General features: G+C 68.7%; 17 protein-coding genes and 1 pseudogene. 10 read left to right on the top strand and 8 right to left on the bottom strand.

The annotated features are described in order from the left end of the window. Positions 1 to 192, bottom strand: a pseudogene (locus H162_RS35040) (hypothetical protein); the annotation flags it as partial. Between the two features lie 245 nt (positions 193 to 437). Here H162_RS35040 and pepN point away from each other — a divergent pair. Beyond that, on the top strand, positions 438 to 3,089 hold the full coding sequence (gene pepN, locus H162_RS0124750) for an aminopeptidase N (protein WP_229452249.1): 2,652 nt from the start codon (positions 438 to 440) through the stop codon (positions 3,087 to 3,089). A gap of 22 nt (positions 3,090 to 3,111) precedes the next feature. Here pepN and H162_RS0124745 read toward each other — a convergent pair whose 3' ends face one another. Next, on the bottom strand, positions 3,112 to 3,450 hold the full coding sequence (locus H162_RS0124745; RefSeq protein ID WP_020656179.1) for a hypothetical protein: 339 nt from the start codon (positions 3,448 to 3,450) through the stop codon (positions 3,112 to 3,114). A gap of 149 nt (positions 3,451 to 3,599) precedes the next feature. Here H162_RS0124745 and H162_RS0124740 point away from each other — a divergent pair, with 149 nt between their 5' ends. The 3 genes from H162_RS0124740 (at position 3,600) to H162_RS0124730 (ending at position 6,313) form a co-directional block, all read left to right on the top strand. Beyond that, positions 3,600 to 4,466: an endonuclease/exonuclease/phosphatase family protein gene (locus H162_RS0124740; protein WP_020656178.1), complete on the top strand. Its 867-nt coding sequence runs from the start codon at positions 3,600 to 3,602 to the stop codon at positions 4,464 to 4,466. A 71-nt stretch (positions 4,467 to 4,537) separates the two neighbouring features. After that, positions 4,538 to 4,981, top strand: a complete 444-nt coding sequence (locus H162_RS0124735; RefSeq protein ID WP_020656177.1) for an acyl-CoA thioesterase — start codon at positions 4,538 to 4,540, stop codon at positions 4,979 to 4,981. A gap of 126 nt (positions 4,982 to 5,107) precedes the next feature. Next, a complete protein-coding gene (locus H162_RS0124730) occupies positions 5,108 to 6,313 on the top strand; it encodes a DUF1565 domain-containing protein (protein WP_020656176.1) in 1,206 nt (401 codons plus the stop codon). 32 nt (positions 6,314 to 6,345) lie between these two features. On the opposite strand, the gene arsC is transcribed toward H162_RS0124730, so the two are convergent. Then, the gene (arsC, locus tag H162_RS0124725; protein ID WP_026355060.1) at positions 6,346 to 6,693 is read right to left on the bottom strand and encodes an arsenate reductase (glutaredoxin); all 348 of its coding nucleotides are present in this window, start codon (positions 6,691 to 6,693) and stop codon (positions 6,346 to 6,348) included. 169 nt (positions 6,694 to 6,862) lie between these two features. Here arsC and H162_RS0124720 point away from each other — a divergent pair, with 169 nt between their 5' ends. Continuing rightward, positions 6,863 to 7,492: a 1-acyl-sn-glycerol-3-phosphate acyltransferase gene (locus tag H162_RS0124720; RefSeq protein ID WP_020656174.1), complete on the top strand. Its 630-nt coding sequence runs from the start codon at positions 6,863 to 6,865 to the stop codon at positions 7,490 to 7,492. Positions 7,493 to 7,542: 50 nt separating this feature from the next. Here H162_RS0124720 and H162_RS0124715 read toward each other — a convergent pair whose 3' ends face one another. The 4 genes from H162_RS0124715 to H162_RS0124700 all read right to left on the bottom strand — a co-directional run bounded on the left by H162_RS0124715 (position 7,543) and on the right by H162_RS0124700 (position 12,800). Then, positions 7,543 to 9,327, bottom strand: a complete 1,785-nt coding sequence (locus H162_RS0124715; protein WP_020656173.1) for a DUF1302 domain-containing protein — start codon at positions 9,325 to 9,327, stop codon at positions 7,543 to 7,545. A gap of 113 nt (positions 9,328 to 9,440) precedes the next feature. Then, positions 9,441 to 9,593, bottom strand: a complete 153-nt coding sequence (locus H162_RS34440) for a hypothetical protein (RefSeq protein ID WP_020656172.1) — start codon at positions 9,591 to 9,593, stop codon at positions 9,441 to 9,443. A gap of 69 nt (positions 9,594 to 9,662) precedes the next feature. Next, entirely contained in the window at positions 9,663 to 11,294 is a 1,632-nt protein-coding gene (locus H162_RS0124705) for a SulP family inorganic anion transporter (RefSeq protein ID WP_026355059.1), read from the bottom strand. 39 nt (positions 11,295 to 11,333) lie between these two features. Continuing rightward, positions 11,334 to 12,800: a GGDEF domain-containing protein gene (locus tag H162_RS0124700; RefSeq protein ID WP_020656170.1), complete on the bottom strand. Its 1,467-nt coding sequence runs from the start codon at positions 12,798 to 12,800 to the stop codon at positions 11,334 to 11,336. 157 nt (positions 12,801 to 12,957) lie between these two features. On the opposite strand from H162_RS0124700, the gene H162_RS0124695 reads away from it, so the two are divergent. From H162_RS0124695 to H162_RS0124685, 3 genes are read left to right on the top strand one after another with little or no spacing between them, the layout of a single operon-like run. Beyond that, the gene (locus H162_RS0124695) at positions 12,958 to 13,923 is read left to right on the top strand and encodes an SDR family oxidoreductase (RefSeq protein ID WP_020656169.1); all 966 of its coding nucleotides are present in this window, start codon (positions 12,958 to 12,960) and stop codon (positions 13,921 to 13,923) included. 8 nt (positions 13,924 to 13,931) lie between these two features. After that, positions 13,932 to 14,993 (top strand): non-homologous end joining protein Ku, encoded by a 1,062-nt coding sequence (ku, locus tag H162_RS0124690; RefSeq protein WP_020656168.1) that lies wholly within the window; start codon positions 13,932 to 13,934, stop codon positions 14,991 to 14,993. Between the two features lie 3 nt (positions 14,994 to 14,996). Next, positions 14,997 to 15,230 (top strand): hypothetical protein, encoded by a 234-nt coding sequence (locus H162_RS0124685; protein WP_020656167.1) that lies wholly within the window; start codon positions 14,997 to 14,999, stop codon positions 15,228 to 15,230. A 37-nt stretch (positions 15,231 to 15,267) separates the two neighbouring features. Here the strand turns inward: H162_RS0124685 and ligD are convergent, their stop codons facing one another. After that, on the bottom strand, positions 15,268 to 17,829 hold the full coding sequence (gene ligD, locus H162_RS0124680) for a DNA ligase D (protein ID WP_020656166.1): 2,562 nt from the start codon (positions 17,827 to 17,829) through the stop codon (positions 15,268 to 15,270). 210 nt (positions 17,830 to 18,039) lie between these two features. Here ligD and H162_RS0124675 point away from each other — a divergent pair, with 210 nt between their 5' ends. Beyond that, on the top strand, positions 18,040 to 18,372 hold the full coding sequence (locus tag H162_RS0124675; protein ID WP_020656165.1) for a hypothetical protein: 333 nt from the start codon (positions 18,040 to 18,042) through the stop codon (positions 18,370 to 18,372). 153 nt (positions 18,373 to 18,525) lie between these two features. Continuing rightward, a complete protein-coding gene (locus tag H162_RS0124670; RefSeq protein WP_020656164.1) occupies positions 18,526 to 19,476 on the top strand; it encodes a D-2-hydroxyacid dehydrogenase in 951 nt (316 codons plus the stop codon). Positions 19,477 to 19,478: the final 2 nt, after the last annotated feature.

Here is a 19,478-nt window from a genome sequence, read left to right as displayed (position 1 = left end):
GATTCGCATGCCTGACTCGTGCACTCGATGACAGTGATGGCCGCAGCCATTGCACACCATGGGGGCGGCAGGATCCCTGCGCAGATCGATCCACACTGCGCCCGGCCGGCGCTCCAATTTCGATGCAAAGAACCCTTCCCAGAACGGGAGGGCAAGATTATGATTCGTCATGAAAGCGGTGAGGATGAGCATTCTTTGTTGGTCGCACAACAAGTCTAGCTCGTCTTCACCGCTTTCCCTTTTCTGGCGTTACTTCCCGCTAATCCGTGAAGAACCATTTTTTTGTGGGTCCCGACGCGCCGTTTCACGCATACCTACGGCGTACCTACATTCAGGAATCCCCCCTCGAGCGGGTGTGCACAGCCATGCACGCATGATATTCTTGCGCGATTCTACATTTCGCGCCCACGAAGCGCTCCCCAGAGAGAGGACTTACAGTGAACTTTCCAGCACACCGCGTGATGGCCCTGGCCATCGCTTCCGCCTTCGCCTTCGGCACCGCCGCCCACGCCGCACCGGCCCCGGCGCGCGCCGAGAACGCCTACCTGTCCCAGGAAGACGCCGCCGCCCGCTCGGCGCGCGTGTCGAACGTGGACTATGTGCTGGACTTCACCCTCACCGGCAAGGAAAGCTTCGCCGGCACCACCACCGTCAGCTTCGACCTGAAGGATCCGGATTCGCCCCTGACGCTCGACCTGGACAAGGCCACCGTCAAGTCGGTGACGGTCAACGGCAAGCAGGTCAGCCCGCGCTACAACGACTGGTTCATCACCCTCGCGCCGGAAACCCTGGCCAGGGGCCGCAACACCGTCACCGTCGCTTACGAGCGCCTGCACAGCACCAATGGCGAAGGCCTGCACCGCATGGTCGACCCGGTCGACGGCCGCGTGTACACCTACTCCCACTTCGAGCCGGCCGCCGCGCACCAGATGTTCGCGCTGTTCGACCAGCCCGACCTGAAGGCCACCTACGCGGTGACGGTGACCGCGCCCGCCGACTGGCACGTGATCACGACCACCCGCGAGACCGCCGTGGCCGACACCGGCGCCGGCAAACGCTGGACCTTCAAGACGACCAAAAAGCTCAGCCCCTACAACTTCTCGCTGCACGCCGGCCCCTACAAGGTATGGGAAGACAACAGCGCGAAATACCCGATGCGCCTGTTCGCGCGCCAGTCGGTGGCCGCGCAGGTCACCCCGGCCGACTGGTTCCGCTACACCAAGGCCGGCCTGGCGTTCTTCGACGACTACTTCGGCATCCCCTACCAGTTCGAGAAGTACGACCAGCTGCTGGTCCCGGACTTCCTGTACGGCGCGATGGAAAACGCGGGCGCCATCACCTTCGCCGAAGCCGGCTTCATGTACAAGGCGGCCATGACCGCCGAGCAGAAGCAGCGCCTGGCCGCCGTCATCATGCACGAGATGGCGCACCAGTGGTTCGGCGACCTGGTCACCATGAAGTGGTGGAACGGCCTGTGGCTGAACGAAAGCTTCGCCTCCTTCATGGGCACCCTGGCCACCGCCGAAGCCACCGAATTCAAGGACGCCTGGCAGTCCTTCTACCAGACCGGCAAGCAGGCCGCCTACACCCAGGACCAGAAGCTCACCACCCACCCGATCGAGGTGCCGGTGCCGTCCTCGGCGAACGCCTTCGACAACATCGACGCGATCACCTATTCCAAGGGCGCCTCGACCCTGAAGCAGCTGCGCCACCTGCTGGGCGAGGAAACCTTCCGCAAGGGCGTCCACAACTACCTGGTCAAGTACCAGTGGCGCAACGCGACCCTGCAGGACTTCATCGGCAGCCTGGGCGACGCCGCCGGGCGCGACCTGGGCGGGTGGACCAAGGAATGGCTGTACCAGCCGGGCGTGAACACCATCGCCGCCAGCTACAGCTGCGGCGGCGGCAAGGTCAAGGGCTTCACCCTCGCGCAAACCGCGCCGAGCAGGGAGCTGCCGACCCTGCGCGAACAGCGCGTGCAGGTGGCCGCCTTCAAGCTCGATGGCGGCAAGCTGTCGCTGGTGAAGAACGTGCCGGTCACGTACAAGGGCGCGAAGACCGCGGTCAAGGCGCTGGATGGCGCCGCCTGCCCGGACCTGGTCTACCCGAACTACCAGGACTGGGGCTTCGTGAAGGTGGAGCTGGACCAGCGCTCGTTCGAGACCGCGCGCTCCAGCCTGGCGAACGTCGAGGACCCGCTGCTGCGCTCCATGCTGTGGCAAAGCCTGTGGGACGGCGTGCGTGACGCCAAGCTGCCGCTCAACGAATTCATCAAGGTCGCGCTGAACAACGCACCGCAGGAGAAGGACTACACCCTGCTGGGCGACGTGCTGGGCAAGGTCGCCACGTCGAAGCAGTACCTCGACGCCATGAACCTGGACAATGCCTACAGCCGCCAGGCCGCCCGGGACCTGGAGAACATGGCATGGAACGGCGCCGTGGCCGCCAAGGGCAATGACAACTTCCAGCGCCGCTGGTTCAACCACTACATCGGCGTGGCCAGCAGCCAGGAAGCGCTGGCGCGCCTGGCCGGCATCCTCGACGGCAAGAGCACGCTCGAGGGCCTGGCGCTGAACCAGGACCTGCGCTGGTCCATCATCGGGCGCCTGAACCGCTTCGGCTACCCGGGCGCGGCAAGCCTGGTCGAGGTCGAGCAGGCGCGCGACAAGTCCGACACCGGCCAGGGCGCGGCCGTCGCCGCCACCGTCAGCCGTCCGGACGCCAGGCTCAAGGCCGACTGGCTCCACACCATCGAGGACCTGAAGACCACGCTGCCGTTCTCGAAGGTGCGCACGGCCATGAACAGCATGTACCCGGCCGAACAGGGCAAGCTGAGCGAGCAGACCGCCGTCCAGCGCCTCGACAGGCTGGCCGCGCTGGACAAGGCCGCCGGCCCGGTCTACATGCGCGCCTACTCGGCCAGCATGATCCCGGCCAGCTGCACCCCGGAGAGCGTGCAGCGCCTGTCGCGCGCGGCCGGCCAGTTCAAGGACCTGTCCGCGTTCACCCGCCGCTCGCTGCTCGACGCGCTGCAGGAAGACCAGCGCTGCGTGGCGATCAGGAAGGCGATGACCGCGCCGGCGTCCTGATCCCCCGCGGCGCGCCTGACGGCTACCGGTCCGCCTTCGGCGGCCGGGCGCTCGGCGCGCACAGCTCGGTCACGCGGCGCCAGGCGCCGGTCGACTCGCAGACCACGGGCGGGCGCCCCTGCAGCAGCTTGCCCAGGTCGATCGGCTTGCCTTCGTTGACCTTGACGTCACGATTGATCGGGATGCAGACCACGTCGTGCCAGGCCGCCGCATGGCCGTCCGGCGTCGGCAGCGGTCCGCGCAGCCTGGCGGCCGCCGCCTCGCAGGCTTTCTTGCTGGTGAATTCGCCGCGCAGGCTGCTGCTCTCCAGCCTGACCTCGCGGTGCTGCTGCAAATACAGCAGCAGGATCATGGTAAACATGGCCTTGTCACTCCCTCTGGACGCCCGCCCGTGAAGGCGGGCGGGCTGTTGTGGCGCGCGGGCGCCGGGCCCGCACCGCACGCCTGAGCTGCATCAGCGCCGGCCGGGTGGCGGCGCGCTAGCCTGACGGGTCACCTGAAAGGACGACCATGTTCAAGCTCATCACCTGGAATATCCAGTCCGGACGCAGCCCGGACGGAAAAACCGATCTCGCCCGAATCATCGCATGTCTCGAGCGTTTCGCCCGCCACGACATACTGTGCTTGCAAGAAGTTTCCGCTGGCTATGATGGTTCTGGAGAAGACCAGTTCGCCGCGCTGCGCGCGCGCCTGCCCGGCCATGCCGGCGTCGAGGCGATCGCCTGCGATACCGCGTCCGCCGGCGCACCCGATGCGCCGCGGCGCCGGCGCGGCTGCATGATCCTGTCGCGCCACCCGCTGGTGCAGGCCTTCCGCCATTCCCTGCCGCGCCCCTTTGACGCCGGCGCGCCGGGCATGCAGCGGGTGGCGCTGGAAGTGACGGTGGCGACGCCCGCCGGACTCCTGCGCGTGACCACGGCGCAGCTCGAGCATTCCTCGCGCCGCCAGCGCACGGCCCAGGTCGAACGCCTGCGCGAACTGCAGCGCGAAGCATGGGCCCACGCGCGGCTGGAGGCGCCGGCCGGAGCGCCCGCGCTTCCCGATCCGTGCGCCGCCCCGCCGCGCGCCGCGCCGGCCCTGCTGGCGGGCGACTTCAACATGCTGCCCGGTTCGCCCGAATACCTGCGCCTGATCGCGCCCTTCGGCTGCGCCACCCCGCCCCTGCGCGACTGCTGGGACCTGGCCCAGCCCTGCCGCCGCCACGCCCCGACCGTGGGCCTGCACGAACCGGGGCCCGGCGCAATTGCGCCGTTCACCTTCGATTATGTATTCGCCAGCGCCGACCTCGCGGGCAAGGTGCGGCGCATACGGGTCGACGCCAGCGAGCAGGGCTCCAGCCACCAGGCCCTGCTCGTCGAACTCGACCTGGGTGCATGACGTGGACGGCGCGCGCGCCGTACAATGGCGGATTCGCGGCCGCGGCCGCCTGTCCGCAACGGGGAAACGCATTGGACTGGGATTATCCGCAACCATTCATCCTGCCGGTCGCGCCGGGCGCCGGCGACATCGATGGCCTGAACCACACCAACAACGCGGTCTACGTGCGCTGGTGCGAGCAGGCCGGCTGGGCCCACTCGCACCAGCTCGGCCTCACGCTCGACGACTACCGCCGTCTCGACCGCGCGATGGCGATCCGGCGCGGCGAATACGACTACCTGCTGCCCACCCTGCGCGCTGAGGCGCTGTCGCTGGCGACCTGGCTGGTCGGCGGCGACGGCAGGCTGTCGATGGAGCGCCGCTTCCAGCTGGTGCGCGACAGCGACGGCGCCACCGTACTGCGCGGGTGCTGGGACCTGGTCTGCATCGAGATCAGCAGCGGGCGGGCGCGCCGCATGCCGGCCGAATTCCTGGACGCCTACATGCCGGTCGTGGTGAGCACCGGCAAGGACTGAACCGGCAGGCACAGGCCTGGCGCCCGCGCATTGAGAACGCTCGAGGAAATCCTTGAGCAAACCGGGGTCCTGCCCGCTTGTGCCACGTCAAACTGGGGCCATTACCGCTACCTGCAAGAGGCGAGCATGCCCCGCACCCTGCCACCTTCGCGCCCGGGTTTGCCCTGGCTACTGCCCTGGCTGCTGTCCCTGCTGCTGTTCGGCGCGTCGCTGCCCGGCTGCGGCCTGCGCGACGGCGGCGGCGAAAACCTGGTGGCGCCCGAGCTGGTGCGCACCCACCTGTACGTGGCGCCGGGCGGCTCCGACAGCAGTCCCGGCACCCGCGCCGAACCCTTCCGCACCCTGGGGCGCGCGGCCCAGGTGGCCTCGGCCGGCACCACGGTGCACGTGGCGCCGGGCAGCTATTCCGGCGGCGTGCGCACCACCGCGCACGGCACCGCGGAGGCGCGCATCGTGTTCCAGTCCACCGAGCGCTGGGGAGCCAGGATCGTGCCGCCGCTCGACGCCCGCCAGAACGCCGCCTGGGACAACCGGGGCGACCATGTCGACATCATCGGCTTCGAGATCGACGGTTCCCAGTACCAGAGCGGCATGAAATGGCTGAACGGCATCTACAACGGCGGTTCGCACAACGGCGTGCTGCACAACCGCATCCACCACATCGGCACCGACGTGCCGTGCGAGAACAAGGGCGGGTCCGGCATCGGCATCGACAGCTACTACAAGGGCGTCGACGCCGAGGTCACTGGCAACCAGGTGTACGATATCGGGCCGCCGGGCTGCCGCTACATGCATGGCATCTACGTCAACACCAACGCCACCGTGCGCAACAACATCGTGTACCGCGTCTCGGGCGCCGCCATCCACCTGTGGCGCGACGCCAGCCATGTCACGGTCCAGGGCAACACGGTCGCCAATTCGGGCACAGGCATCGTGGTCGGCGCCGGCGAGTATTTCCACAGCAAGGGGCCGAACGACCACACCCATGTCAGCAACAACATCGTGTTCGACAACGGCCACGGCATCCTCGAACGGGGAGCCACGGGCCCCAACAACAGCTTCCGCCACAACCTCGTGGTCCAGAACGTCCATGGCGACTGGAAGCTGGCGGACGGGCGCCACCATAGCGGCACGGTCAGCGCCGCGCCGCTGTTCGTCGACTACAGCCGCGACGGCAATCCGGACTTCCACCTGCGTCGGGGCTCGCCGGCGATCGGCCAGGGACTGGCGCCGGAGACCGTCGGCGCCGGCGGCGCGGGGAGCGCCACGGCCGGCCTGCAGCTCGCGCCGCGCAAGACCGACATCGGCGCCCTGCCCTTCGCCGAGCCCTGAATCGCAGCCCCTGCGCGGGCGCGCGCACGCCCTTACAGGATCTCGTGCACGCGCTCGACCGGCCGGCACAGGCGCACGCCCCTGGGCGTGACGACGAAGGGCCGATTGATCAGCACCGGGTGGGCCAGCATCGCGTCGAGCAGGGCCTCGTCATCCACGCCGGGCGCGTCCAGCTTCAGTTCGCCATACAGCGCTTCCTTGCTGCGCACCGCTTCGCGCACGCTTAGGCCGGCGTCGCGGATCATCGCGCGCAGCGCTTCGCGCTCCGGCGGAGTGGCCAGGTAGTCGACGACCCGGGGTTCATGGCCGGCGTCGCGGATGGCCGCCAGGGTAGTACGCGAGGTGCCGCAGCGCGGGTTGTGGTAAATCGTGATATCCATCTTCATAACAGTGCCGTTTCAACAGCGGCATGATAACCACACCTCATACCCGGCACCAGCTTTTTCGCTTGTACGCCCGTCCCGCTGCCGCTAGAATTCCTCGCTTAATTTCTGTGGTGTAATGACACCTGCCCCAAGATAACTTCATGACGCCTGCGACGGAGTGACGATGAGCGATTACCTGCTGCGCCCCGCAGCCCTGCCCACCTGGGGCCAGCGCAGCGCGCTGCGCCTGCTCAACCTGCTCGGCTGGCGCCTGGCCTTCAAGCCGCTGCCGGGGCCGCACGGCATCGCGGTCGTCTATCCGCACACCTCGAACTGGGATTTCCTCATCGGCCTGCTCGCCAAGTGGGCGGTCGGCCTGCAGTTCCGCTGGCTGGCCAAGGACACGCTGTTCCGCGGCGCGATGGGCCGGGTGATGCGCTACTGGGGCGGCATCGCCGTCGACCGCAGCGCGCCGATGGGCGCTACCCGCCACCTGGCCCAGCAGATGCTGGCCTCGAAGTGGTGCTGGGTCGCGATCACCCCGGAAGGCACGCGCAGCTACCGTCCGCACTGGAAGAGCGGCTTCTACCACCTGGCGCTGGCCGCCAGGGTGCCGCTGGTCCTGATCTGCCTCGACTACAAGAAAAAGGAAATGCGCGTCGTCGATACGCTCGACCTGAGCGGCGACACCGAGCGCGACCTGGCCGCCATCCGCGCCGTCTACCGCGATTGCGTGGCCCTCAACCCGCAGGACGCCGCGCCGATCCAGCTCGCCCAGCGCGACCACGCCGGCGAGCAGCGCAAGCGCGCCTGATCCTTCCCGCCTGATTCCACCTCCAAAGCCTGCAGCCTGCCGCCGGCGGCTCAGAAGCGCAGCCCGAGCGCGAACGACGCCGTATCGCGGTCGGCCGCCGGGTTGTAGTCCCCGCCCCAGGCCGGCGCGTAGCCCAGCTCGGCCAGGTAGCGCTGGCGGTACTCGAAGCGCAGCCCCAGGGCCAGCGACTTGCGGCCCTCGTTGAGCAGGAAGTCACCCGACCAGCCCTTCACGTCGTGCACGAACAGCAGGCCCAGGCTGGCCGCCAGCTGCGGCGCCAGCGGCGGCAGGCGCGCGTCCAGCCTGACCCGGTAGCCCCACGCGTTCGCGGTCGCATAGCCGCGCAGGCTGCACTGGCGCGCCGCGTCGCCGGTGGTCGGCGTGCACGCGCCGTGGATCGGCCCGACGCCGAAGATGTCGGCGCGGCCGTAGCGCAGCAGCGCCTGGTCCGGCAGGCCGGCCGCATGCTTGGCGGCCGCTTCCACGCCCAGCACGACCTGCATGCCGGCCAGCGCCAGCTCGTGGCGCAGTCCAAGCTGGGCCTGCCACATCGGCACCAGGTCGTAGCCATGGAACAGGGCTCCGGGCGCCACCGCATCGGCGCGTGCGCGCAGCAGCGAAGGCGCGGCGGCGCTCAGGAAGGGCGGCAGCACGTCGCCGGGCGCCAGCATGAACGGCGTGCCGGGGCGATAGGACAGTTCGCCATGCACGCTCGCGGCCCCGCGCCGGTGGGCGAAGGTGGCGGCCGTGATGCGCAGGTCTTGCGGGTATTCGGTGAAATAGGCCATGTTGCGCCCGTCCGGATCGCCCGCGACCAGGGCCGGTCCGCCGGCGCGGGTGCTGCGCCGCAGGCCGGGGATGGCCACGCGCGAGTCATAGCGCGCATGATGGACGCCGAATTCCGTCGCCAGTCCCGGCGCGCGCCAGGTCAGGCCGATCCCGGATTCGCCGCCGTCGACCCTGGGCGTCGCCAGCCGTTTCTGGAAAGCGCCGAGCGGCAGCCGCGCGCGGTCGCTGACGGCCGGCTGACCCGACATCACCCGGTCGCAGCCATCGACCACATAGTCGCTCAGCGACCACAGCGAGCCGCACATGTCCAGCGCCGTGGGCCGGAAGCGGGTCTGGTACCAGGCTTCGAGCGCCAGTCCGGGCAGCGCTTCGACACGTCCGAACAGCATCGGCCGCGGCACGCTCGCTTCCGCCGGCACCGCGCCGGCGCGCCGCAACGCCGGCAGGTCGCGTGGATTCAGGGCTTCGAGGCCGCCCGGGGTCAGCGAGCGCCCGCCCCAGTCGAGCGACTGCTGGCCGACACGCCCCAGCAGCTGCATGTCGCCCAGCCGCGCCACGCCCTGCACCCAGGCATCCAGCACGGCCAGGCCGGAAAAGCGCGACAAGCGGGGCGCGCCCGCATCGTCCAGCGGCTCTCCGGCGGCATAGCCGTTCGCCACATTGCCCCAGGGGCGGCCGTCATGGCGCAGGCCGATATCGCTCCAGGCCTTGATGCGCACCAGTCCCGACCACGGTCCCGCGCTGCCCGATACCTCGAGCAAGGCCTTGGCCGCGCGCGAAGCGGCGTCCCAGCGTGCGTAGTTGGTGTTCGCGTCGTCCGCATTGCCGCCGCTGCCACGGCCGGCCAGCCCGAGCGCGGCGGCATTCACGCCGGTCAGGAGGCCGGGATCGCGCGCCTGCGTGCGCAGCACTTCGCCATAGGTGATCCTGGCGCTCGCCTTGAACTCGGCGCCCTGCGCCGGCGACGCCGTGCAGGCGGCCAGCAGGCCGGCGCAGATGGCTTGCCGGACATGGAAAGGATAGGCGAACGCGGCGTCTCGGGTCATGGCTACCTCGTCTGGTCCAGCCCACGCAAATGGTGGCGGCATGCGCTAACCGATGCCACGCTGAAACAATCGTAGTAGACCCTTTGTTTCCGGTCAATAAAAAATCTTGCTTATCAGCTAGATTGCCGGCGCTTGAGCAGGCGCTTCCATGCGAACAGTTCGACCGTCCCGGCGGCTGCCATCACCAAGACCGCGTCCTCGCTCAGCCCCAGGTACCAGAGCAGCGCGGCGGCGGCGAACAGGGCCAGGGTCGGCAGATGGCGCATGGGTGTCTCCGCATTGTCGGGAAGCATAAGCTTAGCACGCTAGACGGACCGGGCCCGCCTTCCGGACGCTCAGCCGGCCAGCCGGTCCCAGGCCATCGCGGCGCTCAGGAACACCTCGCCGTTCAGCGTGGCCAGCAGCTCGCTCTGCTTCAGGCGGTCGATCACCGGCCCCTTGACCTCGGCCAGGTGCAGTGCGATGCCGCGCTGGCGCAGCGAGCCGTTCAGCTCCGCCAGCCCGAACAGCGCCGAGGTGTCGATCGCATTCACGGCCGACAGCACCAGCACCAGGTGGCGCGTGCCGGGGGCCGCCGCCAGCTCGTCCTCGATGCGCTCGTTGACCGCTTCCACATTGCCGAAGAACAGGCCGGCGTCGATCCGCATCATCAGCAGGCCCGGCGCGGTCTCGGTCGAATAGCGCTCGACGTTGCGGAAATGCTCGGTGCCCGCGATGCGTCCGAGGACCGCGATGTGCGGGCGGCTGGCGCGCCAGATCAGCGCGCCGATCGACAGCGCCACGCCGATCACCACGCCCGCCTCCACGCCCAGCGCCAGCACCCCGGCGGCCGTCGCCACCAGCGCCGCGGCGTCGGCGCGGTCGTAGCGCCAGGCGGTGCGCAGGGTCGACAGGTCGAGCATGCCCAGCACCGCGATGATGATGGTCGCCGCCAGGGTCGGCAGCGGCAGCAGCGCCAGCCAGCCGGTCGGCGCCACCAGGGCCAGGACCAGCAGGCCGGCCGTGATCACGCTGGCGAGCTGGCTGTTGGCGCCGGCGGCGAAATTCACCGCCGAGCGCGAGATGCTGCCGGTGACCGGAAAGCCGCCCGACAGCGCGCTGCCGATGTTGGCCGCGCCCAGGCCCACCAGTTCATGGTTGCTGCCCAGCTTTTCGCCGCGCTTGAGCGCCAGGGTCTGGGCGCCCGACATACTGATCAGGAATATCATGAAGCCGATCAGGAGCGCCGGCTGCAGCAGCGCTTCCCAGTGCGCCGCGGAGGTCGCGAGGTTCAGCGCCGGCAGGCCGGCCGGCACCGCGCCGGTGGTCGCCACCCCGTACAGGTCGTACCTGAGCACGGGTCCGAGCAAGGTCGCGCCCAGCACCACCAGCATCGGCGCCAGCTTGGCGCCGATATCGGCGGCCACCGGTCCCAGGCCGAGCGCACGCAGCGCCGCGGCCAGCCACTGGCGCGCCGCCACCAGCAGCGCCAGCGAGCCCAGGCCCAGCAGGGCGCTGGGCCAGTGCATCTGCGGCGGCATGTCGCCCAGCAGGGGGCGCACCTGGCCCCAGGCGATCAGGAAGGCGGAACCGATCGTGAACCCGCTCAGGACGGGACGGGAAAAGAAATTGGCCAGGAAGCCGATGCGCAGCAGGCCGCAGGCCAGCAGCACCACGCCCGACAGCAGCGCCAGCTGCGCCGCCAGCACGCCGTACAAGCCGCTGCCGGGCGCGGCCAGCGGCGCCAGCGCGGATGCCGTCATCAGCGAGACGATCGCCATCGGCCCCACCGACTGCGTGCCGCTGGTGCCGAACAGGGCGTACAGCAGCGGCGGCACGATGCTGGCGTAGATGCCCGCCACCGGCGGCAAACCGGCCACCAGCGCGTAGGCCATGCCCTGGGGGATCATCATCATCGCCACCACGATGCCGGCGCTGATGTCACCCGGCAGCATCGCGCGCCGGTACTGCCGCAACCACTGAAGCATGTCGTCTTACCTGAATGTCAAGGATAGCCTGGCGCGGCCTTACTGCATCGCCAGTTCGACGCAGTTGCGCCCTGCCCGCTTGGCGCGCGCCAGCGCCGCATTGACGCGCACCGTGAGCGAGTCGCCGCTCTCGGTCTCGCCCAGCTGGGCCACTCCGAGGCTGACCGTCACGTGGTCGCAGCCCGGGATCTCGGCCTGTTCGATGGCCACGCGCAGCTTTTCCGCCATCTTCAGGCCGTCGATCGCGCTGGTATGGGGCGCGATCACCACGAATTCCTCGCCGCCCGCGCGCACCAGCACATCGCTCGAACGCAGCAGCGCGCGCGCGGTGTCGGCCACGGTGCGCAGCGCGATGTCGCCCACCGGATGGCCATAGGTATCGTTGATGGTGCTGAAGCGGTCGATGTCGAAGCCGATCAGGGCCAGCGGCAGCCGGTAGCGGCGCGCGCGCCTGATCTCCTGCTCCAGCAGCACCTCGCCATGGCGGCGGTTGGCGATGCCGGTCAGGGCGTCGGTGGTCGCCAGGTGGGTCACGCGCGCCAGCAGTTCCTCGTTCTCGCGGCCCAGTTCAGCCATGCGCAGGCCGAAGACGGCGACCAGCGCCAGGTCGTCGAGCGCGGCCAGCTGCGCGCGCGAGAAGGGCCGGGCATGGTCGAACAGCAGGCACAGCGAACCGCGCGGCGTGCCCGGTCCCTGGGCCGGGACCGGCAGGCCGACCACCATCTGCACGCCGTAGCCTTTCAGGCTGTCGGCCAGCTCCGGTTCGCCCGCCTTGCCCGGCGCGTCGAGCAGGGTGAACTCGCCGGTGGCCGCGGCCAGCAGGCCGGGGAAGGCGTGGCGCAGCGGCGAATGCAGCAGCCGGCCCTCGCGCAGCAGCAGCGGCGCCAGGCGCAGCCCGGTGGCGCCCTGCTCCGCTTCCAGGTGCAGGTCGCCGTCGCGCAGGTGGAACATGGCGGCGTGCACGACCCCGGGCCAGCCGGCCAGGGCTTCGCACAGCCGTTCCGCGAAGCGCGCGCTGTCGTCGGATTCGTCGAGCGCACGCTGGGCCGCGGTACGCACCGCCAGCAGCACGCGCAGTTCCTCTTCGCGCGGCGTGGGTTCGGGCGGCGGCGCGGAGCCGGCTTCCAGGCGCGCGGCCAGCACGGCCTGCGTTTCAGGGGGCTGGAGGGGACCGATCGCATACTCGATCGGACCGAAGGCCATCAGGGCCGGCAGCCAGCGCGCATTGGTGAACGGGCACAGCACCAGCACCGGCGCCCCGGCGCGCTGTGCGACCAGCGCGCCCAGCGCCGCCAGGTCGATGCCCAGCTCGAAACGCTCCAGGTCCAGCACCAGCAGGTCGGCCGGTTCGCGCGCCAGCAGCGACTGCGCCTGCGCCGCGCCGTCGGCCACCCGCAGCTTCCCGAACAGGGGCGCGCAGGCCTGCTGGAACTCGGCGCGGCGCTGGCCGACCGGGTTGACGAATAAGGCGCTGGAGCGCGCGGGCGTGCCGTCCTGCTGAGACATCTGTTTTCCCTGTCATGCATCGAAGTGGCCGGAAGTTTGCCATAAAGGTTACCGCCAAGATAGCGGAAATGTGTCGATGTGTGTGGAACCGCACCGTCCGCCCGGCCTGCGCGCTGAATACTGTCCCGGTCGAAGAACCGTTCATGGGAGAAGTGTGATGGCACAGCAGGACGACGTGGCGAACCAGCAGAAGGCGATCCAGAGCCGCCAGGACCAGCTCGACGGCAGCATGCAGAAAGCAAAGAACGACGAGCCGGTCCAGACCGGCGTCGACCAGCCGGTTCCGCCGATGCCGCAACAGCACCTGGCCAAGCCCGGCCTGGAAGCGCAGATGGACCTGAAGCCGAAATTCCTGGCGGAAGGGTACAAGGGCAGCGGCAAGCTCGCAGGCCAGGTCGCGATCGTGACCGGCGGCGATTCCGGGATCGGACGCGCGGTGGCCGTGCTGTTCGCCCGCGAAGGCGCGGACGTGGCGATCCTCTACCTGAACGAGTACGAGGACGCCGCCGAGACCAAGCGCCACGTCGAGGCCGAGGGCCGGCGCTGCATCACGGTGGCCGGCGACGTCAAGGACGAAGCCTTCTGCAAGGAAGCGGTGGACAAGATCGTGGCCGAATTCGGCCGCCTCGACGTCCTGGTCAACAACGCGGCCTTCCAGGAGCACGCCCACTCGCTGCTCGACATCACCGAGGACCGCCTCGACGAGACCTTCCGCACCAATATCTACGGCTACTTCCACATGGCCAAGGCGGCCCTGCCGCACCTGAAGCGCGGCGCCGCCATCATCAATACCGGCTCGGTGACCGGCCTGAAGGGCTCCAAGCGGCTGCTCGACTACTCGGCCACCAAGGGCGCGATCCACGCGTTCACGATGTCGCTGGCGGCCAGCCTGATCGACGAGGGCATCCGCGTCAACGCGGTGGCCCCGGGTCCGGTCTGGACGCCGCTGAACCCGGCCGACCAGCAACCCGAGCAGATGAAGGAATTCGGCGCCGGCACCACGTTCAAGCGTCCGGCCCAGCCGGAAGAACTCTCGCCCGCCTACGTGTTCCTGGCATCGAACGTGTGCTCCGGCTACATCACGGGCGTGGTGCTGCCGGTTACCGGCGTGGTGGGCGAATAGGAGGAAGCATGGCGCGCAGCCTGTGGAAAGGTGCGATCAGCTTCGGGCTGGTCCACATCCCGGTGGAGATGTATCCCGCGGTCGACAACAAGGGGCTGGACCTGACCATGCTCGACCGGCGCGACTTCTCGCCGGTCGGTTTCAAGCGCTACAACAAGAGCAACGGCAAGGAAGTCTCGTGGGACGACATCGTCAAGGGCTATGAGTATTCGGACGGCGAGTATGTGGTGCTGTCCGAGGAAGACCTGCGGCGCGCCAATCCCGAGGCCACCCAGACCATCGACATCGTGGCCTTCGTGAAGGCCGAGGATGTCCCTCTGATCTACTATGACCAGCCCTACTACCTGGCCCCGGGCAAAGGGGGCGACAAGGTCTACGCCCTGCTGCGCGAGACCCTGCGCGAAGCCGGCCGGATCGGCATCGCGCGCGTGGTGATCCGGGTCAAGCAGCACCTGGCCGCGCTGATCTGCGTGGGCGACACCATCGTCGTCAATACCCTGCGTTACCCGGACGAGATCCGCGACGACAGCGAACTGAAGATCCCGCACGCGCGCTCGAAGAGCGCCGACGTCACCGTCAAGGAGCTCAGGATGGCGATGGCCCTGGTCGAAGGCATGAGCGAGGACTGGGACCCGAAGCAGTACCGCGACACCTACCGCGAGGACGTGCTGGCGATGGTGCACAAGAAGGTCAAGGCCAGGCAGACCAAGACCATCACCGAACCCGAACCGGAGAAAAAGACCCGCGAGACCGGCAAGGTCATCGACCTGGTCGCCCTGCTCCAGGCCAGCCTGGGCAAGAAGCCCTCGAAGGCGGCCACCGCCGACGAGGAAGAAGACGACGACGAACCGCCGCCGCCGCGCAAGTCGCGCAAGCCATCGGGCGGAGACGACGAGGACGAAGCGCCGCCGGCCCGCGCGCGCAAGGCCCCCGCGCGCGCGTCCAGCGCCGGCGCCGCTGCCGGCGCGGCCAAGCCCAAGCGGGCGACGGCCAGGAAGGCTGCCGCCAAGGCCCCGGCCAAGACCGCCGCCAAGTCCGCCGCGCCCGCGCGCCGCAGGAAGGCTGCCTGAGGCATGGATGAATTCATCGACTTCCTCCAATGGCCGGCCATGCTGGTCACCCTCTACGCCGCCTACCTGATCGGTTCCAAGCGCCCTGACCGGCGCATCTTCGGCTTCTCGATGTTCATCCTCAGCAATCTGCTATGGATCGTCTGGGGATGGCACGACGAAGCCTGGGCGCTGATCGCGCTGCAGGTGGCGCTGATGGCCATGAACGTCAGGGGGATCTTCAAGAACGAGCATTGAGGCCGCGGGGAAGGACCCGCGGGCGGCGCCGCGATCATCAGGGGGCGAATCCCAACTGCTTCATCGCCCTGGTCAGGGTCCTGGCCGCCTTCGCATACCCCGCCCACGGCGCATTGCCCTGGTCCAGCCGCGTATGCACGTTCGCCACGGTCCACTGCATGCTCGACTCCAGCCCCGCCAGCTCCTCCCACGCCAGGGGCACCGAGATGCCCAGCCCCGGCCGCACCCGCGCCGACCAGGCGCACACCGTGGTCGCGCCCTGCCCGTTGCGCAGGTAATCGATGAAGATCTTCCCCACCCGGTTCTTCGGCCCGCTCTTGAACGCGAAGCGATCGGGCAAGGTCGCCGCCATGTGCTGCACGATGGCCTGCGAGAAGCCCTTCACCGCATCCCAGCCATGGCCGCCCTTGACCGGCACCACCACGTGCAGGCCCTTGCCGCCGCTGGTCTTCAGGAAGGACGGCAGGCCCAGTTCGTCGAGGAAGGCATGCATCAGCTGCGCCGCCTCCCGCACCGCGGGCCACGCCACGCCCTCGCCCGGGTCGAGGTCGAAGATCATGCGGTCCGGCTTGTCGTAGGCCTTGCCGGTCGCATTCTGCGTGTGCACCTCGATCATGTTCCACTGCGCCGCCGACAGCAGCCCCCCGGCGCCGGCGATCTCCAGCATCGGCGGATGGTCGGGATCGAGCGACTGGGGCAGGTGCTTCAGGCCTGGCAGCTTGCGCACGTCCGCGTGCTTCTGGAAGATCTTCGCGCCGCCGACACCTTCGGGCGCGCGCACCAGCGACACCGGCCGCCCCTTCAGGTGCTCCATCATCAGTTCCCCCACCAGCCCGTAATAGCGGATCATGTCGAGCTTGGTGATGCCGCTGTCGGCGTCGACCACCCGCTCGCCGGAGGTGACCTTGAGCGACGCCGGCAGCTTGCCGGGTGGCGCCGCGGGCTCGTCCGGCTCCGCGGCCGCGAGATGCCGGGGCACTTCGCGCGTGATCGACTCGGCCGGCTTGTCGTCGCGCAGCCCCTGGAACACCGGATGGCGCACCGCGCCCGCGCTGGTCCACTCCGAGAAGCTCACTTCCGCGATCAGGACCGGCTTGACCCAGTGGTGCTTGCGTCCCGGGACGGAACGCGGCGGGAACGGGCTGTCGTCGGTGCGCAGCGCTTCCAGCTTGCGGCTGATCGACATCAGCGAGGAACGGTTGAAACCCGAACCCACGTTGCCGGCGTAGCGCAGCACCCCCTCCTTGTCGTAGGTGCCGAGCAGCAGCGAACCCACGCCGGCGCGCGAACCCTTCGGATCGGTGAAGCCGCCGATCACGAATTCCTGGCGCTGGCCGCACTTGAGCTTGATCCACTCGGGCGAACGGCGCGACACGTAGCGCGAATCGCGGCGCTTGCCGATCACGCCCTCGAGCCCGATCTTGCAGGCCGCGACCACCAGCTCGTCGGGCCCGTGGCGGAACTCCGCCGAGAAGCGCACCATGTCCGACCCGGCTTTCTTCAGCGCCTTCTCCAGCACGGCGCGCCGCTCCACCAGCGCCACGTCGCGCAGGTCGTGGCCGTCGAAGAAAGGCGCATCGAACAGGAAGTACATGATCCGCGCCCGCTCGCTGCCGTCGAAGGCCTGCTGCAGCAGCCCGAAATTCGGCTTGCCGTTCTCGTCGTGCACCACGATCTCGCCGTCATACCAGCCATCGGGCAGTCCCATGCGCTCGAGCTCCTTGCGCAGCGGCGCCATCTTGTCGGTCCAGTCGTTGGCATTGCGCGTGATCAGGCGCACCTCGCCGCCGTCGATCCGCGCCAGCATGCGGTAGCCGTCGAACTTCATCTCGAAGACCCAGTCGTCGGGGTCGGGCGGCGGGCCGTCGACCAGGGTGGCCAGCTCCGGTGAAAATTTGGCCGGCAGCGCCGCCTCGACGGCGCCCTCGGGCAGCGCGCCCGCCGCGCGCCGCTTCGCCGCGGTCTTCTTTGCCGCGCGCTTCGGCGCCGGCGCCTCCTCGTCCTGTTCCGCTTTCAAGGCCTCGACCTTGCGTGCGGCGGGCGCGGGCATCGGCAGGCCCTTGACGCTGTCGGGCATCTCGTCGACCACCGAGAATTCTTCCGACGAGCGCGCATGTTCGTCCCGCTCCTTGATCAGCAGCCAGGGCTGCTGGCGGTCGTCCTCGTGGCCCTTGAGGCGCACCAGAGTCCAGCGGCCATGCATCTTGTGCCCGTGCAGCTCGAACTTGATGCTGCCCTTGGCGAAGCCCTTGTGCGGATCCTCGAGCGGGGTCCAGGTGCCCTTGTCCCAGATGATGACCTTGCCCGCGCCGTACTGCTTCGCGGGGATCGTGCCTTCGAAGTCGGCGTAGGAAATCGGGTGATCCTCGACGTGCACCGCCATGCGCCGGTCGCGCGTGTCGTAGCTCGGCCCCTTCGGCACCGCCCAGCTTTTCATCGTGCCGTCGAGTTCCAGGCGGAAATCATAGTGCAGGCGGCTGGCCCAGTGTTTCTGGATGACGAAGGTCAAGGCCTCCGTGCCCGGCTCGCCGCCTTCGGCGGGTTCGGACGTGATCGCGAAATTGCGCTTGGCCTTATACAGTTTGAGCGCGTCAGGCATGGTGGCAGCTCCCGGGGATCCGATGCCCTAGTCTAGGACGGCTTGGCCGGCCCGACTGTACGCCAGATAACCTTGCCGCCGCACCCTGAATGTTGCACGGGTTGTAAGCGGATGTAAAAGTCGTCAACGCGTCGGCGGCGGGCCGCGTTGATGGATCAGTAACACGGGGAATGTCCCACTTTCGTCATCAACTAAAGAAGGAAAGAAACTATGAGCAAAATCGTCGCTACCCTGATCGCCGGCCTGTTCGCTACTTCCGTGTTCGCCCAGACTCCCGCCGCCACCAGCACCACCGCCACCACCCCGGAAGTCCAGGCCGAGGTCAAGGCGGAGAAGGAAACGGCCAAGGCTGATGCCAAGCTCGAGAAGGAAACCGCCAAGGCCGACGCCAAGGTAGAGAAAGCCACGGCAGAAGCCAAGTCCGATGTGGCCGAAGCGAAAGCGGATGCCGCCAAGACCAAGGCCAAGTCTGACAAGAAAAAGGCTGAGAAAAAAGCCGAGGCCAAGGCAGACAAGGTCGCTGCCAAGACCGACGCAAAATAAAGAGCAATCCCCGATAAGCTCAAGCCCCCACGCTCGAGCCCCACCATATCGGGCAGCATGGCAAGCATGAAGGAATGGCGCAAGCCAGGGTCGCCCCTGGCTTGCGCCATTCCTGTTTTACAATGTGCTCTTCCCCAACCGCGAAAGAACAGCATGCACCGGATCGTCTTCCTCGACCGCGACAGCCTGATCGCCAACGTACGCGCACCAGGCTTCCCCCACACCTGGCAGGACCACGCCGCCACCAGCGAAGACGAGGTGGTGGAGCGCCTCACCGGCGCGACCGTGGCGATCACCAACAAGGTCCCGCTGCGCGCCGCCGCCCTGGCCCGCCTGCCCGACCTGAAGCTGGTGGCCATTGCCGCGACCGGCACCGACAACGTCGACCTCGGCGCCTGCCGCGAACAGGGCATCCTGGTCTCGAACATCCGCAATTATTCCCTGGTCTCGGTGCCCGAGCACTGCTTCGCGCTGCTGCTGGCGCTGCGGCGCAACCTGCGCGCCTACGGTGCCGACGTCGAGGCCGGCGCCTGGGAAAAATCGAGCCGCTTCTGCCTGCTCGACCATCCGATCGGCGACCTGTCCGGCAGCCGCCTCGGCATCGTCGGCTACGGCGCGCTGGGCCGCAAGGTGGCGCACATCGCACGCGCCTTCGGCATGGAAGTCTGCGCCACCTCGCGCTCGACGCTGGACGATCCGGATGTCACGCAGCTGGAGCTCGACGAGCTGCTGCGCACTTCCGACGTGATCAGCCTGCACCTCCCCCTCACCGAGCAGACGCGCCACCTGATCGGCGCGCGCGAACTGGGCCTGATGAAGCGCAGCGCGCTCCTGATCAACACCGCGCGCGGCGGCCTGGTGGACGAGGCGGCGCTGGCCGAGGCCCTGCTGCAGGGGCGCATCGGCGGCGCCGGCTTCGACGTCCTGAGCAAGGAACCGCCGGTGCCCGACAATCCGCTGCTGCGCCTGCGCCTGCGCCTGCCGAACTTCATCCTGACGCCCCACGTCGCCTGGGCCAGCGCCGGCGCCATGCAGACCCTGGCCGACATGCTGGTCGAGAATATCGAAGCCTGGGCCGCCGGCCAGCCGCGCAACCTGGTCTGATC

It is taken from the genome of Massilia niastensis DSM 21313, from assembly GCF_000382345.1.
In the GTDB taxonomy this organism is placed as follows: domain Bacteria; phylum Pseudomonadota; class Gammaproteobacteria; order Burkholderiales; family Burkholderiaceae_D; genus Telluria; species Telluria niastensis.
This window is presented reverse-complemented; position numbering and strand designations above follow the sequence as displayed.

Excerpts from the sequence above, each read along its gene's own strand:
- H162_RS0124745 (WP_020656179.1), bottom strand. The coding sequence starts at position 3,450 with ATGTTTACCATGATCCTGCTGCTGTATTTGCAGCAGCACCGCGAGGTC.
- H162_RS0124740 (WP_020656178.1), top strand. The coding sequence starts at position 3,600 with ATGTTCAAGCTCATCACCTGGAATATCCAGTCCGGACGCAGCCCGGAC.
- H162_RS0124730 (WP_020656176.1), top strand. The coding sequence starts at position 5,108 with ATGCCCCGCACCCTGCCACCTTCGCGCCCGGGTTTGCCCTGGCTACTG.
- arsC (WP_026355060.1), bottom strand. The coding sequence starts at position 6,693 with ATGGATATCACGATTTACCACAACCCGCGCTGCGGCACCTCGCGTACT.
- H162_RS0124720 (WP_020656174.1), top strand. The coding sequence starts at position 6,863 with ATGAGCGATTACCTGCTGCGCCCCGCAGCCCTGCCCACCTGGGGCCAG.
- H162_RS0124715 (WP_020656173.1), bottom strand. The coding sequence starts at position 9,327 with ATGACCCGAGACGCCGCGTTCGCCTATCCTTTCCATGTCCGGCAAGCC.
- H162_RS34440 (WP_020656172.1), bottom strand. The coding sequence starts at position 9,593 with ATGCGCCATCTGCCGACCCTGGCCCTGTTCGCCGCCGCCGCGCTGCTC.
- H162_RS0124705 (WP_026355059.1), bottom strand. The coding sequence starts at position 11,294 with ATGCTTCAGTGGTTGCGGCAGTACCGGCGCGCGATGCTGCCGGGTGAC.
- H162_RS0124700 (WP_020656170.1), bottom strand. The coding sequence starts at position 12,800 with ATGTCTCAGCAGGACGGCACGCCCGCGCGCTCCAGCGCCTTATTCGTC.
- H162_RS0124695 (WP_020656169.1), top strand. The coding sequence starts at position 12,958 with ATGGCACAGCAGGACGACGTGGCGAACCAGCAGAAGGCGATCCAGAGC.
- ku (WP_020656168.1), top strand. The coding sequence starts at position 13,932 with ATGGCGCGCAGCCTGTGGAAAGGTGCGATCAGCTTCGGGCTGGTCCAC.
- H162_RS0124685 (WP_020656167.1), top strand. The coding sequence starts at position 14,997 with ATGGATGAATTCATCGACTTCCTCCAATGGCCGGCCATGCTGGTCACC.
- ligD (WP_020656166.1), bottom strand. The coding sequence starts at position 17,829 with ATGCCTGACGCGCTCAAACTGTATAAGGCCAAGCGCAATTTCGCGATC.
- H162_RS0124675 (WP_020656165.1), top strand. The coding sequence starts at position 18,040 with ATGAGCAAAATCGTCGCTACCCTGATCGCCGGCCTGTTCGCTACTTCC.
- H162_RS0124670 (WP_020656164.1), top strand. The coding sequence starts at position 18,526 with ATGCACCGGATCGTCTTCCTCGACCGCGACAGCCTGATCGCCAACGTA.